General features: G+C 70.8%; 12 protein-coding genes. 6 read left to right on the forward strand and 6 right to left on the reverse strand.

What is annotated here, in order from left to right:
• Positions 1-37: 37 nt before the first annotated feature.
• From K7957_RS07885 to typA, 5 genes are all read right to left on the reverse strand, one after another.
• Positions 38-448 (reverse strand): DUF805 domain-containing protein, encoded by a 411-nt coding sequence (locus tag K7957_RS07885; protein ID WP_223011429.1) that lies wholly within the window; start codon positions 446-448, stop codon positions 38-40.
• A 21-nt stretch (positions 449-469) separates the two neighbouring features.
• Positions 470-937 (reverse strand): DUF805 domain-containing protein, encoded by a 468-nt coding sequence (locus tag K7957_RS07890; RefSeq protein WP_223011430.1) that lies wholly within the window; start codon positions 935-937, stop codon positions 470-472.
• A 98-nt stretch (positions 938-1,035) separates the two neighbouring features.
• Complete coding sequence (locus tag K7957_RS07895) at positions 1,036-3,555, reverse strand: sensor domain-containing phosphodiesterase (protein WP_343228344.1); 2,520 nt, start codon at positions 3,553-3,555, stop codon at positions 1,036-1,038.
• A gap of 259 nt (positions 3,556-3,814) precedes the next feature.
• Positions 3,815-5,605, reverse strand: a complete 1,791-nt coding sequence (locus K7957_RS07900; RefSeq protein WP_223011432.1) for a histidine kinase famiy protein — start codon at positions 5,603-5,605, stop codon at positions 3,815-3,817.
• Between the two features lie 344 nt (positions 5,606-5,949).
• Positions 5,950-7,773, reverse strand: coding sequence for a translational GTPase TypA (typA, locus tag K7957_RS07905; protein ID WP_223011433.1), 1,824 nt, complete (start codon positions 7,771-7,773; stop codon positions 5,950-5,952).
• 683 nt (positions 7,774-8,456) lie between these two features.
• Here typA and K7957_RS07910 point away from each other — a divergent pair.
• The 4 genes from K7957_RS07910 to K7957_RS07925 all read left to right on the forward strand — a co-directional run bounded on the left by K7957_RS07910 (position 8,457) and on the right by K7957_RS07925 (position 11,718).
• Positions 8,457-9,662 carry a toxic anion resistance protein gene (locus K7957_RS07910; RefSeq protein ID WP_223011434.1) on the forward strand — a complete coding sequence of 402 codons (1,206 nt, stop codon included), beginning with the start codon at positions 8,457-8,459 and terminating at the stop codon, positions 9,660-9,662.
• The gene (locus K7957_RS07915) at positions 9,659-10,357 is read left to right on the forward strand and encodes a hypothetical protein (protein ID WP_223011435.1); all 699 of its coding nucleotides are present in this window, start codon (positions 9,659-9,661) and stop codon (positions 10,355-10,357) included. The genes K7957_RS07910 and K7957_RS07915 overlap by 4 nt, the downstream gene beginning before the upstream one ends.
• A gap of 226 nt (positions 10,358-10,583) precedes the next feature.
• Positions 10,584-10,793 carry a hypothetical protein gene (locus K7957_RS07920; protein ID WP_223011436.1) on the forward strand — a complete coding sequence of 70 codons (210 nt, stop codon included), beginning with the start codon at positions 10,584-10,586 and terminating at the stop codon, positions 10,791-10,793.
• A gap of 223 nt (positions 10,794-11,016) precedes the next feature.
• Positions 11,017-11,718, forward strand: a complete 702-nt coding sequence (locus K7957_RS07925) for a DUF2490 domain-containing protein (RefSeq protein WP_343228345.1) — start codon at positions 11,017-11,019, stop codon at positions 11,716-11,718.
• Positions 11,719-11,753: 35 nt separating this feature from the next.
• On the opposite strand, the gene K7957_RS07930 is transcribed toward K7957_RS07925, so the two are convergent.
• Entirely contained in the window at positions 11,754-13,535 is a 1,782-nt protein-coding gene (locus tag K7957_RS07930; protein ID WP_223011438.1) for an ABC-F family ATP-binding cassette domain-containing protein, read from the reverse strand.
• A 137-nt stretch (positions 13,536-13,672) separates the two neighbouring features.
• Here K7957_RS07930 and K7957_RS07935 point away from each other — a divergent pair, with 137 nt between their 5' ends.
• Together K7957_RS07935 and K7957_RS07940 are read left to right on the forward strand one after the other, a co-directional pair.
• Entirely contained in the window at positions 13,673-14,125 is a 453-nt protein-coding gene (locus tag K7957_RS07935) for a copper chaperone PCu(A)C (protein ID WP_343228346.1), read from the forward strand.
• A 120-nt stretch (positions 14,126-14,245) separates the two neighbouring features.
• Positions 14,246-14,701, forward strand: a complete 456-nt coding sequence (locus K7957_RS07940) for a vgr related protein (RefSeq protein ID WP_223011439.1) — start codon at positions 14,246-14,248, stop codon at positions 14,699-14,701.
• The last annotated feature ends 282 nt before the right edge of the window (positions 14,702-14,983 follow it).

A 14,983-nucleotide genomic window follows, 5' to 3' on the forward strand; every position in this document is an offset into this window, starting at 1 on the left:
CAGGGGGACGACTGTCCCGATGACGACACGGCCTGGGTCAGCCCGTCGCCACCTCAGCTGGCGGGTCCGCCGCCGGCTCGCTCGCACGCGGATCGGGGCCGAAGCGGTTCTCGCCGGCATCGCCGGGCGTGAGGCCAAAGAACAGGTCGATCACGCCGCCGACGAGCGGCACGCAGGTGGCCAGCATCCACCATGCTGAGAGTCCGATGTCGTGCAAGCGGCGCGACTTGAGCGCCACGCCTGGAGACAGCAAGGCCAGCCCGACAAGGACGAACGATGTTACCGTCCCGCTCTTGCTGCCGGGACCGTCCAACGCGCCGCCGAGGCAGACCGCGGCGAACAGAACCGCCAGCGCCACGATCGCGAAGCTCCAATATTCGCGCCGCGTCGATCGCCCGCGGAACACCGCATAGAGCCGGAACGGTCGCGTGACGTAATCAGGCAGCATCGGATCCTCCGTCGGTCGCTCTCAGGCGGGAAAGCGCGCCTGCTCGGCGAGCTCGTCAATGTCGGCGTCGATGGCAGCGCGCCGCGTCGGCGCCGGCAGCTCGACCTCGCTCGCGCCCTCGCGGCCGAGCCCCAGCAGCACGAGCAGCGCGACACCGCCGAACGGCAGTCCCAGCAGCAGCAGCCAGCGCCGCGAGAGCCGAAGGTCGCGCAGCCGGCGCGCGCTCACCGCGAGGCTCGGCACCAGCAGGATCGGGAGCGCGAGCAGCGGCGCGAGCATGATCGCGAACAGCAGCAGCGCGGCGGCGTTGCTCTCGCCCAGCCCCAGCGCGGCGATCAGCCAGGCGAGCGAGTCCTCCACGAGCCGGGTGACGATCGCGACCGCCACCAGCACCGCCGCCGCGCCGAGATGGAAGAGCCAATAGTCGCGTCGCGTCGCGCGCCCGTCGACGTCCGCGTACAGCCGCCACGGCCGGATCCAGTCGTCCACTCGCACCTCCCGCCCGCCACGCGGCAGGCCTCGGGCACATCATAGGCCGATCGCGCGACGGAACGTTTCGCGGGCGCGACGAAATGTGGTGCCTGAGGTCAGGCGGCGATCGCGCAGGCGTCCGGGCCGGCCGCGCCCAATGCGGCGATGCTGGCCGAGCTGACCGGGCGGCTGAACAGATAGCCCTGGAGATGCGTGCAGCCCGCCAGCACCAGCGCGTCGCGCTGCGCGCACGTCTCGACCCCCTCGGCGACGATCGCCATGCCGAGCGCCTCGCCCAGCCCGACGATCGCCTTGATGATCGCGCCCGCCGCGCGCGAGGTGTCGAGCCCGCGCACGAACGACTGGTCGATCTTCACCTTGTCGAACGGGAAGCGCTCGAAATAGCTGAGCGACGAATAGCCCGTGCCGAAGTCGTCCATCAGGATCTTGATCCCGGCGGCGCGCAGCCGCTCGAGCTCGACGAAGGTGCGCTCGACGTCGTGCATCACGACGTTCTCGGTCACCTCCAGCTTGAGCCGGCGCGGCGGCAGCCCGCTGTCGGCCAGCGCGGCGATCACCGTGTCGTAGACGTCGCCCGCGTGGAACTGCACCGGCGAGAGGTTGACCGCGACCGCCAGATGGTCGGGCCAGGTGGCGGCGTCGATGCAGGCCTGGCGCAGCAGCATGCGGCCGAGCGGCACGATCAGCCCGCTCTCCTCGGCGATCGCGATGAACAGGTCCGGCCGGATCGGGCCGCGCGTGGGGTGGGTCCAGCGCGCCAGCGCCTCGGCGCTCGCCATCGCGCCGGTGTCGACCTTGAGTACCGGTTGGTACAGCAAGGTGATCTCGCCGCGCTCCATCGCCGCGCGCAGGTCGAGCTCGAGCGCGCGGCGGTCACGCGCGGCCTCGTCCAGCGACGGGTGGTAGAAGCAGATCGCGCCGCGCCCGCTGGCCTTGGCCCGGTAGAGCGCGACGTCGCCGCAGTGGCGCAATTCCGAGGTGATGGCGGCATGCACCGGTGCCAGCACGATGCCGACGCTGGCGCCGACATGCGCGGTGCCCATCGACGTGGGGAAGGGCTGCGCGATCGCCGCGATCACCGCCTCGGCGACACCGCGCGCGCGCGACGCCGGCGAGTCGCCGACCACCAGCATGATGAACTCGTCGCCGCCGACGCGCGCGACCACGTCGGTCGGCTCGACCAGCGCCTGCAGCCGCTCGCCCACCGCGGCGAGCACGACGTCGCCCGCGACATGGCCGAACTGGTCGTTGACCGCCTTGAAGCGATCGAGGTCGATCGACAGCAGCGCGAGCTCGGTGCCGGAGGCCATCAGCTCGTCGAGCTGGTCGACATAGCTGTGGCGGTTGACCAGCCCGGTGAGCGAGTCGAAATGCGCGAGGCGCAGGATCTCGGCCTCGGCGCGGCGCACCTCGGTGACGTCCTCGGACAGGCCGAGCAGATACTGACCCGGGCGGTCGGGGCCGTCGAGCACGATCCGCGTCGTGCGCAGGCTCGCGCGGCTGCCGTCGGGGCGGAGGATCTCATTCTCGAAACGCTGCTCGGCGGCCGGGCTCGCCAGCGCGATCCGATCCTGCTCCTCGTAACGGTCGCCGCAGGCCGGGTAGAGCTCGCGCGCGGTGCGCCCGATCATCTCGGAACGCGGGCGCCCCATCAACTGCTCGCCGGCGCGGTTGGTCAGCAGGTAGCGGCCGGTGGCGCTGTCCTTGACGAACAGCATCGCGGGCAGGTGGTCGATGATCGTGTCGAGGAAGGCGTGCGCCTCGGCGTTGTCGCGCTCGAGCGCGCGGCGGACGGTCTCGTCGCGCATGATCACGCCATAACCGCCCATCTCCGCGCCGAGCCTGCAGCTCGACAGCGTCAGCGCCACCGGGATCATCCGCCCCGAGGCGTGGCGCGCCTCGCCGGCATAATCGGTGCTGGCGTCGGTCTCGCTGCCGAACGCCGCGACCGCGGCGTCCCACTGCGGCAGCAGCGCGCTCGCGGGACGGCCGATCAGCTCGAACGGGTGGGTCCCCAGCATGCCCGCGCCGAGCGCGTTGGCGTAGACGATCTGGCCGGCAGCGTCGGTGTAGAGCACCGCGACCGGCGCGCTCTCCACCATCTGCTGCGCGATCTCGCCGGCGGAGCGGGCAAGCCGCGTCTCGATCTGCTCCACCGCGATCCGCGCCAGCGCGAGCAGGATCTTGCGCTCGGCCGCGGACAGATTGGCGCGGCGCCGCGTGTCGAGCACGCTCAGCGCGCCGAGATGGTGGCCGCCGGCGGTGACCAGCGGCGCGCCCGCGTAGAAGCGCAGCCCCGGATGGCCCGCGACCATCGGATGGTCGACGAAGCGCTCGTCGGCGGCGAGGTCGGTCACCTCCATCAGCTCGGGCGAGAGCAGCGTGTGCGCGCAGAAGGAGTACGCGCGCGGGATCTCGCCCGAACGGAAGCCTCGCCGCGATTTGAACCAGGCGCGGCGATCGTCGACCAGCGTCACCGCGCTGTAGGGCACGCCGATCGCCAGCGCCGCGACATGCGTGATCTGGTCGAACATCGGCTCGGCCGGGGTGTCGAGGATCTGGAGGCGCGCGAGCGCGCCCAGCCGCTCACGCTCCCGCTTCGCTTCGAGGCTCACCGTCGAGATCATGGGCGTTTCGTGGCATCAACAGATTACGAAACCAATAGCACGCCGCGGGCTCGACTATAAATCTGCAAAAATGAGTAAATTACGTAAGTGCACCAACTTTCCAGGCGGTAACCATTGTCATGCCGGGACCGTCATCTGGCACCGCCACCGCGGTATCTCGCGGGTACAGCGGCGTTGCGCCACGGGCTCGCACGAGTGACCACAAGTGTCGATCTAAATCAGACACGACCTTGCGACCGCCTGCCGCTCACACCTGCGCCGCGCCGAAGTCCGACCGACGTCGCCGCGCCCCGCGCTCGCCGCGGCGGTTGAGCGCCTGGCTGACGCGATCGAGCAGCTCGGCGCGACGATAGGGCTTGCTCAGCACGTCGGTGGCGCGCGCGCGCGTACCGTTGATCACGAGTTCCTCGTTGTAGCCGGTGGTCATCAGCACCGAGACCGAGGCGTCGCGCTCGACCACCGCGTCGGCCAGCATCAGGCCGTTCATCCCGCCCGGCATCACCAGGTCGGTGAAGAGCAGGTCGATCCGGTCCTGCGGGTGGATCTGCTCGAACAGGCGCAGGCCCTGCTCGCCGTTGGCCGCGGTGGAGACGTGATAGCCCGCGCTCTCGAGGATCTCGCGCGCGATCGCGAGCACCTCGTCGCTGTCCTCCACCACCAGGATGTGGCGCACGCCGTCGCTGTCGAACACGGCGCTGGCGGCGACGTGCGGCGCGGGCGCGGCCTCCTCGCGCTGCTCGGCGCGACCGCCGGGGAACAGCATGCGCACCACGGTGCCCTCGCCCGGCTTGCTCTCGATCTCGAGCCGACCGCCCGACTGGCGAACGAAGCCGCTCGCCATCGCCAGCCCCAACCCGGTGCCGCTGCCGACGCCCTTGGTGGTGAAGAAGGGCTCGGTGGCGCGCTCGATCACCTCGGGCGACATGCCATGGCCCTCGTCCTGCACCTCGAGCACGACATAGTTGCCCGCGGCGAGCTCGACCCCGTCGCGCAGCGCGGTGTTGCCCGTGCCGTCGCCATTGTCGATCGGATCGAGCTTGAGCGGCCGGGTCGTGATCGTCACCAGCCCGCCCTCGGGCATGGCGTCGCGCGCGTTGTTGACGATGTTGAGCAGCGCCATCTCGAGCTGGTCGGGATCGACCACCACCGGCGCGAGCCCGCGGCGCAGGCTGAGATGGATCTCGACCTGCTTGTTGACCGAGCTCTCGATCAGGTCGCTGAACTCGGTGACGAGCTGGGTGAGGTCGAGCGCGCGCGGCTCGAGCCGGGTCTTGCGCGCGAAGGCGAGCAGCTGGCGTGTCAGCTTGGCGCCGCGCTCGGCCGCGGACTGCGCCGCGGCGACGTAGCGCTGCGCGCGCTCGGGATCCTTGGCGGTGGCGACCAGCTCGAGGTTGCCGTTGACCACCTGGAGCAGGTTGTTGAAGTCGTGCGCCAGCCCGGCGGTGAGCTGGCCGATCGACTCCATCTTCTGCGCCTGGCGGTACGATTGCTCGGTGTTGCGCCGGCGCGTCACGTCGAGCTGGCTGGCGAAGAAATAGCGCAGCGTCCCGCCCGTGTCATAGACGGGGCCGACGAACACCGCGTTCCAGAACGGGGTGCCGTCGCGACGATAGTTGAGCAGCTCGAGCGCCACCGCGGACTTGTTCTCGACCGCGTGGCGCAGCTCTGCCACCGCGTTGCGATCCGTCTGCGCGCCCTGGAGGAAGCGGCAGTTGCGCCCGAGGATCTCCTCCTCCTCATAGCCGGTGAGGTCGAGGAACGCCTTGTTGGCGAAGACGATGGGATTGTCGTCGAGGTTGGGATCGGTGAGGATCATCGGCATCCGCGTCATCTCGATCGCGGCGAAGAAGACGCCGCCGCGGTCGTTCAGGTCGGGATCGGTGATCGTGCTCTCGCGCCAGTGATGCAGACCGCTGCGCTCGATCGGTTCGTTGGCGCCGGTGTCCATCGTGCCCTCGGCCCGTTTGCCGGCGGCGAGCCCCGTGGGGTCCACGTCATCGCGGATGGACGGATCGGACGGGACGGAATCGGCGGCCATTTCCCGCCGTTAGCCGTTTTGCTGGCGGGGCGGAAGATGGCGGTAACATAGGTTTGTCGGGGGCGAAGGCGAGGCCAGCCGCCGTCAGCACCGCGCCTCCAACGTTCCCTCGCCGAGCAAGGTCGGCGAACGCCTTTCGTGCTCCTCCACACGCAGGAGCCCAGAGCCACGCACACCGGCAGGGGTCGCTCCGCTTGGCCCTGGGTTCCGGCTCTCGCCGGAACACGGGTGCGCAACACTCAGACTGACGGGTGTCGCAACCATCCCCTGCACGTGAGCAAGAAGAAAAGGGATGCCCGCTTCCCGTGCGACGAGCGACGGAGGGGGCGCTACGCCCCCTCCCCTTACGCCGCCACCTTGGCGCGGCCGGCGCGCTTGCGCTCGTGCGGGTCGAGGTAGCGCTTGCGCAGGCGGATCGACTTGGGCGTCACCTCCACCATCTCGTCGTCGTCGATATAGGCGATCGCCTGCTCCAGCGTCATCTTCTTCGGCGGGGTCAGGCGGATCGCGTCGTCCTTGCCGCCCGAGGCGCGGAAGTTGGTGAGCTGCTTCGCCTTCATCGGATTGACCTCGAGGTCGTCCGTCTTGGCGTTCTCACCGATGATCATGCCCTCGTACAGCGCCTCGCCGTGGCCGACGAAGAGCACGCCGCGGTCCTCGAGCGGGCCGAGCGCATAGCCCTGCGCCTCGCCCGCGCCGTTGGAGATCAGCACGCCGTTCTTGCGGCCCTCGATCGCGCCCTTGTGCGGGCCGTACTTCTCGAACAGCCGGTTCATGATGCCGGTGCCGCGCGTGTCCGACAGGAACTCGCCGTGATAGCCGATCATGCCGCGGCTCGGCGCGGAGAAGGTGATGCGGGTCTTGCCGCCGCCCGACGGACGCATGTCGGTCAGCTCAGCCTTGCGCAGGTTCATCTTCTCGACGACGGTACCCGAATATTCCTCGTCCACGTCGATGATGACGGTCTCGTACGGTTCGGTCTTCTTGCCGTTCTCGTCCTCGCCGAACAGCACGCGCGGGCGGCTGATGCCGAGCTCGAAGCCCTCGCGGCGCATCGTCTCGATCAGCACGCCGAGCTGAAGCTCGCCGCGGCCCGCGACCTCGAAACTGTCGCGGTCGGCGGCCTCGGTCACCTTGATCGCGACGTTCGACTCGGCCTCGCGCATCAGGCGATCGCGGATCATGCGGCTCGTCACCTTGCTGCCCTCGCGCCCCGCCATCGGCGAGTCGTTCACCGCGAAGCGCATCGACAGCGTCGGCGGGTCGATCGGCTGGGCGTGGAGCGGCTCGCTCACCGAGGTGTCGGCGATCGTGTTGGCGACGGTGGCGACGGCGAGGCCGGCGAGGCTGATGATCTCGCCCGCGCGCGCTTCCTCGACCGGCACGCGCTCCAGGCCGTGGAACGACATCAGCTTGGAGGCGCGGCCCGCCTCGACGATATTGCCGTCGTTGTCGAGCGCATGGATCGGCTGGTTGAGCTTGACCACGCCCGAGTTGACCCGGCCGGTCAGGATGCGGCCGAGGAAATTGTCGCGGTCGAGCAATGTCACCAGGAAGGTGAACGGCGCCTCGAGGTCGACCTTGGGCGCGGGGACGTGCTCGACGATCTTCTCGAACATCGGCGTCAGCGTGCCCTCGCGCGCCTTGGGGTCGGTCGAGGCATAGCCGTTGCGGCCCGAGGCGAAGAGCACGGGGAAGTCGAGCTGCTCGTCGGTCGCGTCGAGCGAGACGAACAGGTCGAACACCTCGTCGAGCACTTCCTGGGTGCGCTCGTCGGGGCGGTCGATCTTGTTGACCACCACGATCGGCCGCAGGCCGAGCGCCAGCGCCTTGCCGGTGACGAACTTGGTCTGCGGCATCGCGCCCTCGGACGAGTCGACCAGCAGGATCACGCCGTCGACCATCGAGAGGATGCGCTCGACCTCGCCGCCGAAATCGGCGTGGCCGGGCGTGTCGACGATGTTGATGCGCGTGTCGTTCCACACGATCGAGGTCGGCTTGGCGAGGATGGTGATCCCGCGCTCCTTCTCGAGGTCGTTCGAGTCCATCGCGCGCTCTTCGATGCGCTGGTTGTCGCGGAACGTGCCCGACTGGCGGAAGAGCTGGTCGACGAGGGTCGTCTTGCCATGATCGACGTGCGCGATGATGGCGATGTTGCGCAGGTTCATACGGATTCCTGAGGTGGCCCGCGGCGGCCGCAGGCGATGTCGCCGGCGCGCATAGCGGAAAGCGAGCGCGGGCGCCAGTCTTCGCGGCCGCAGCATGGGGCGAGGGGTCGGGAGCTGTCAGGCGGGCTGGTGCAACGGCCGCATGTCAATCACGTCGAAGGCGACGTTCGCGATCTCGGCCTTCTGCAGCTGGATCAGCGACGTGGATCGGCCCTCGACATGATGCCGGGTAAGCCAAGCGGTGACCTGCTCCTCGATCCTCCCCTGCAAGGGGAGGTGGCAGGCCGCAGGCCTGACGGAGGGGTGTCGCCGGTAATTAGGACCGCGGGACACACGCCCCCGCGACACCCCTCCGACGCGCTGCGCGCGCCACCTCCCCTTGCAGGGGAGGATCTAAGATGCCGCTTGGCTGTTTTTCGACCTACACTCCCTCGATGCACCAGCATCCCGCGCCGGATCGCCTCGTCCGAATTCACCCGCATGTCGCCGTCCCACGCACCCTCGAAAGTAAGCTAGACACGCGGCGCGAGGAAGGGGGCGACGCCGCTCTGGGCTACCCGTCACGGCGGTGAGATCCGCGCGCTCCCACCTCGACAACGCCGCCCCACCGTATTACATCCACAACACAGTTGAACAGCGCGCGCCACCGCGAGACAAGAGCGCGACGCACGAAGGAGACGAGCATGGCGACCTCCCCCGGTACCGAGACCGCGCCGGCGCTGACGCTGACCCCGCCCGACCCCGTCCCCGCGGTCCCGAGCGAGCGCGCCGCGGGGCTCGTGCCGGTCGACCCCGGCACGCGCAGCGAGCTGGAGAAGCGGGTCGACGCCTTCGTCGAGCAACTGCTCGCGGAGGACGTCAACTCGCCCGAGTTCGGCAAGCGCGTCGACGCGATCACCGCGATGGGACAGAAGGAGATCCGCGACGCCGCGGGCCAGTCCAACCGCTTCCTCGATCGCCCGGTGCGCGCGATGGACAAGGAGGCAGGGGTCGGCAAGGACCTCGCCGAGCTGCGCCGCACCGTCGAGCAGCTCGATCCCGGCCGCCGCGGCAATCTCTCCAAGCCGCAGAAACTGTTCGGCGTGATCCCGTTCGGCTCGAAGATGCGCGACTATTTCGACGGCTATAAGAGCAGCCAGACGCACATCGCCGCGATCCTGCGCAGCCTGTCCTCGGGCAAGGACGAGCTGCTGATGGACAATGCCGCGATCGACACCGAGCGCGCCAATCTCTGGGCCTCGATGGGGCGGCTGGAGCAGATGATCCACCTCGCCCGCGCGATGGACGCGCGGCTGGAGGACAAGGCCAACGAGCTCGACGCCAGCGATCCCGCCAAGGCCAAGGCGATCCGCGAGACCGCTCTGTTCTACGCGCGCCAGCGCACGCAGGACCTGCTCACCCAGATGGCGGTGACGGTGCAGGGCTATCTCGCGCTCGACCTGGTCAAGAAGAACAATTTCGAGCTGATCAAGGGCGTCGACCGCGCCAGCACCACCACCGTGGCGGCGCTGCGCACCGCGGTGACGGTGGCGCAGGCGCTGACCAACCAGAAGCTGGTGCTGGAACAGGTCACCCAGCTCAACGCCACCACCGCGGGGCTGATCGACTCGACCGGCAAGCTGCTGCGCCAGAACACCGCCGCGATCCACGAGCAGGCCGCCGCCTCGACCATCCCGCTGGAGACGCTGCAGCGCGCCTTCCAGAACATCTACGACACGATGGACGCGATCGACACGTTCAAGCTCAAGTCGCTCGACACGATGAAGGTCACGGTGGAGACGCTCGGGCGCGAGGTCGACAAGTCGCGCGGCTATATCGCGCGCGCCGAGGGGGCGTCGCGCAACAGCCTCGCCAGCCCGGCCGAGCAGTTCAAGCTGGAGGCGCTGTGACGCTGCCGCCGAGCCACGACACCGACGCCGCGATCGCGGGCGCGCGCGCCGCCGCGGGCCGGGTGAGCGGGCGCGGCGTGCTGACGGTGCAGCGTCGCCCGCGGCGCGGGCGCGGCGGGGCTAAGGCGCGGCTGGCGGCGATCGCGGCGGTGAACGGCGCGATCCTGCTGGTGGCGGCGCTGCTCGGGGTCGGCCTGTTCGGCGGCGTGGCGGCGATCACCCTGATGCTGGCGGCGACGCTGGCGATCGCCTTCGCCCCCGCGACCCCGGTGCCGACCCCCGAGCGGCTGGCGCGCTCCGAGCTCAAGGCGCTGCCGGCGCAGACCGCGCGCTGGCTCGACGCGCAGCGCCCGTCGCTGCCCGCGCCCGCGCTGGCGGTGGTCGACCGGATCGAGCAGCGGCTCGACACGCTCGGTGTCCAGCTCGCCGCGCTCGACGAGACCAGCGCCGCCGCGGCCGACATGCGCCGGCTGATCGGCGAGCAGCTGCCCGACTTCGTGCGCGATTACGCGCGCGTCCCGCCGGACCTGCGCCGCACCGCGCGCGGCGGCCGCACGCCCGACCAGCAGCTGGTGGAGGGGCTCGGCGTGATCGAGCGCGAGCTCGCCGCCACCAGCGGGGAACTCGCCCAGGGCGACCTCGACGCGCTCGCGACCCGGCGGCGCTTCCTGGAGATCAAGTATGAGGCGGAGTGAGCGGGCCTCGGCGCGAAGGTCGCCCGCGCGGCGGATCCCCCGCCGTTTCCACCGTCCGCCGCCCGCGGGCTGACTGCGCCGGCGCGACGCTTCACCGTCCCGACATCCTTCCCTTTCGAACATCTCCCCCGCTCGTCATATCTACCCGCTCGTCATCCCCATCTCGTCCTTCCCCCTTCCGTCATCACCCCCTTCCCGTCATCCCCGCGCAGGCGGGATGACGGTGGTGAGGCGAGCGCCCCCCCTCCCGAAGCGTGTGAACACCGATCCCGACGTCCACGACGTCACCGGCGGCATCGGCTTCGAGGTCGGCCCCGAGGAGATCGGTCTCGGCGACCTGACCGGCGATCCGGGGATCCACGTGCGCGGCGAGGTCTCGCTCTTCGGCTGGACCAACAGTTCCCGCCCGACGCTCGGCAGCGTGGCGCACTTCTGATCGCGGCTTCGGCCGCGGAGGGAGCCGAGGGCCTGTGATGGAGTGCAGGCCGCGGCGCGACCGACCGCACCAGTAGCGTCCCGTGCGGGGAGAGAGGGGCGGGGCCGGCGACGGTCCCGCTTTTCGCTATGTGCCGCAGCGGCGCGCCTTATCCTCGGCTATGGCACGTGCGCGCCACCGCGTGTAGCGACGCGCGGCTCGTCGAGGGGAGAAGAAGTTGGTGGTGCCATCACGTCGGGGGGCGATCCTGCTCCCCGCCCCGCTCGCTGCCCTGCTCCTCTCCGCCGCGCCCGCCGCCGCGCAGGTAGAGGACGGGCAGCTCTGGGAACAGGTCAACCTGGTCGTGCCGCTGACCCCGCAGGTGCGCGTCACGCTCGAGCAGATCGCTCGCTGGGGCGACCGCAATGACGGGCTGACCCAGACCGAGGTCGGCGGCCTGCTCGGCTACAAGCTCGGCGACACGCTCGAGCTGGGTATCGGCTACCGACACGTCGGGCTGTACAGCGCCTCGGGGCCGACGGTGCACGAGGACCGGCTGCGCCAGCAGCTGGTGCTGACCCGCGGGCGGCTGGTCGGGCGACTGCGCGTGGACGAGCGCTTCAATCCCGGCGGCAGCGAGGTCGGCTTCCGCGTCCGCCCGCTGGCGCGCTACAACCAACCGCTCGGCCGGCGCGGCTACGCGCTGTACGTGAGCCACGAAAGTTTCATCGTCCCCAACAGCACCGCCTGGGGGCAGCGCTCGGGCTACGAGCGGATGCGCAACATGGCGGGCGTCACCCTGCCCTTCGTCCGCCGCAAGGTGATGCTCGATATCGGCTATCTCAACCAATATCGCCTCGGGCTGGGCGGCGCGCGGCCGCAGATGGAACATGCGCTGAGCCTGCAGCTGACCGTCAACGCGCTCGGCCCGATCCTGCACGACTGAGGAGAGGGGAGTGGCGCCTGAGGCAGCGCCCGCCCTCACCCCTCCACCTTCTCCGCCAGCTCGAGCCAGCGCAGCTCGGCGGCCTCCTTCTCGTCGCGCAGCGCGGCGATGCCCTTGCTCAGCCGATCGAACGCCGCGGCGTCGCGGGCGTAGAGCCCGGGATCGGCCATCGCCGCCTCGTCGCGCGCGATCGCCGCGTCGATCTCCTCGATCCGCTTCGGCAGCAGCTCGTAATCGCGCTGGTCCTTGTAGGTCAGCTTGGTCCGCGCCGGCGGGGGCGGGGGCGGCGGGGCGGCGGCGGCCTTGACCGCGGGCCGGCGCGCCGCCTCGACGCGCGGGCGCCGCTGCCGTTCCCAATCCTCGTAGCCGCCCGCCACCACGTCGACGTGGCCCGTGCCGTCGAGACCCAGCGTCACCGTCACGGTGCGATCGAGGAAGTCGCGGTCGTGGCTGACGATCAGCACCGTGCCCTCGTAATCAGCGATCACCTCCTGGAGCAGGTCGAGCGTCTCGAGGTCGAGGTCGTTGGTCGGCTCGTCGAGCACCAGCAGGTTGGAGCGCCGCGCGAACTCGCGCGCCAGCAGCAGGCGCGAGCGCTCGCCGCCCGACAGCGACCCCACCTTGGCCTCGGCGAGCGAGGGATCGAACAGGAACTCCTTGAGATAGCCGTGGAGGTGTTTGCGCGTGCCGAGCACGTCGATCCACTCGCCGCCGTCGGCGACGACGTCGCGCACGGTCTTCTCGGGCGCCATCAGGCTGCGCTGCTGGTCGATGACGATGCCGTCGAGCGTCCGGGCGCGCCGGATCGTGCCCTCGTCGGGCTCGATCTCGCCGGTGAGCAGACGGAGCAGCGTCGTCTTGCCCGCGCCGTTGCGCCCGACGATGCCGATCCGGTCGCCGCGCGCGACGCGCAGGGAGAGGTCGCGGATGATCGCGCGCTCGCCGTAGCTCTTCGACACATGCTCGACGTCGATCACCACCTTGGTCTTGACGTCGTCGCTCGCGATCGACAGCGCGGCGGCGCCCTGCGGGCCGGTCATGGCGGCGCGCTCGGCGCGCATCTCCTTGAGCTTGGCGAGCCGGCCCTGGTTGCGCCGGCGCCGCCCGGTGACGCCGCGCTGGAGCCAGTGCTCCTCGATCTTGAGCTTGGCGTCGAGCCGCGCGGCGTTGCGCTCCTCCTCGGCATAGACCTGCTCGGTCCAGGCCTCGAAGCCGCCGAAGCCGACCTCGGCGCGGCGCAGCTCGCCGCGGTCGAGCCACAGCGTCTGGCGCGTCAGCCGGGTGAGGAAGGTGCGGTCGTGGCTGATCACCACGAAGGCGCCCTTGAAGCGCTTGAGCCAGTCCTCCAGCCACTCGATCGCGCCGACGTCGAGGTGGTTGGTCGGCTCGTCCAGCAGCAGCACGTCGGGCGCGAGCGCGAGCGCGCGCACGATCGCGGCGCGGCGGCGCTCGCCGCCCGAGGCGGAGGTGGCCTCGCGCGTGAGATCGATGCCGAGCTGCCCCGCGATCGCCTCGGCCTCATAGGGCTGCGGCGGCTGCTCGCCGGAGAGGACATAGTCGGCCAGGGTGGCGAAGCCGGCGAGATCGGGGTCCTGCTCGAGCATCACCACCTTGGTGCCCGGCACGATCGTGCGGCGGCCCTCGTCGCTGTCGATCGCGCCCGCGATCAGCTTGAGCAGGGTGGACTTGCCGGCGCCGTTGCGGCCGATCAGCGCGAGCCGGTCGCGCTCGCCGATGAACAGGTCGAGGTGGCGGAACAGCCAGCCGGCGCCCTGCACCAGCCCGAGATTTTCGTAGGAGAGGATGGGTGCGGCCATCGCGCGGACCTAGGTGGCGGGGGCGCGGCTGGCAATGGCGCGGGCTTGGGCGGGTGCGGCGCGAGGCGGCGGCGCGCGCGGCGCACGGCTTGCCGGGCGTAGCGGGGGCACCTACACCGCCGTGCGAGGAGACGAGAGTGACCGCACGCTGGACCTTTGCCGCGGCCCTGACGGTCGCCGCGTCGCTCGCCGCCTGTTCGGCGGAGCCGAGCGCGCCTGTCGCGGGGGACGCCTATGTGCGGCTCGCGGCGGTGCCGGGGCGGCCGGCGGCGGGCTATTTCCTGCTCCACGGCGGTGCCGGGGACGCCACGTTGGTGCAAGTCGAGGCGCCGGGCGCGGCGCGGGTCGAGCTCCACACCAGCCGCATGACCGGCAACGGCATGGCGACGATGGACTCGCTGCCGAGCGTGCGTGTGCCCGCGCGCGGCAGCGTCGCCTTCGTGCCGGGCGCGCAGCACGTCATGCTGTTCGGCCTGCCCGCCAGCGTCGTGCCGGGCGGCACGCTGCCGCTGACCTTGCGCTTCGCCGACGGCAGCGCGGTGCGGGCGGACGCGCGCGTGATCGCGGCGGGGGATGCCGCGCCGGAGTGAGCCGCGGTCCGGGGACGTCCCAGTCGGTCAGGGAGAGGTAGGACACCAGTTCCCGTGGTGCCCCGGCAAAAAGGGGGGCGTCGCGCGTCTCTTCGTCCGCGTCGCACGTTCGACACGCCGATGACCCGCCCGCTAACCCCCGGCGAGATTGCTCTCGCGCGCTCGGTCTACGGCGACGCGATCGACTATGCGCCGGTGCGGCTGGCGCGGCGCGCCTGGGCCTTCTTCCAGCCGCGCGACGTGGTGATGGCGCCGCGCGGCACGATCCACTTCCACCCCAAGGGCGAGCTGTGGCGCGACGATTTCGCCGCCGCGCCGCTCGGGCTGCAGGGGCTGTTCGTCCACGAAATGTGCCACGTCTGGCAGCACCAGCGCGGCGTGTGCCTGCCGCTCGCGCGCCATCCGTGGTGCCGCTACCATTACACCATCCACCCGGGCTGGCCGCTCGCGCGCTACGGGCTGGAGCAGCAGGCCGAGATCGTCCGCCACGCCTTCCTGCTGCGGCACGGCGCCACCGTCGCGGGCGCGCCCGAGCTGGCGCGCTACGAGACGATCCTGCCGTTCGGGACGGGTTAAGGGGACGGAGGCGGCGCCGTCTCGGCGAGGCACCGAGATCCTCCCCGCTGGGCGGGGAGGGGACCATGCGCAGCATGGTGGAGCGGGGCTTCCGCGGGGGGATACGCCCGATCTAGCGTAAACTAGCGGCCCTCCCGCTGAGAGCCCCCTCCGCCACCGGCCTGGGGCCGGCGGTCCCCCTCCCCGCGGAGCGGGGAGGATCTCAGCGCACCCCCGCGCTCCCCCTCCCCGCGGAGCGGGGAGGATCTCAGCGCACCCCCGCGCTCCCCCTCCCCGCAAGCG

The organism is Sphingomonas yunnanensis (assembly GCF_019898765.1).
In the GTDB taxonomy this organism is placed as follows: Bacteria; Pseudomonadota; Alphaproteobacteria; order Sphingomonadales; family Sphingomonadaceae; genus Sphingomonas; species Sphingomonas yunnanensis.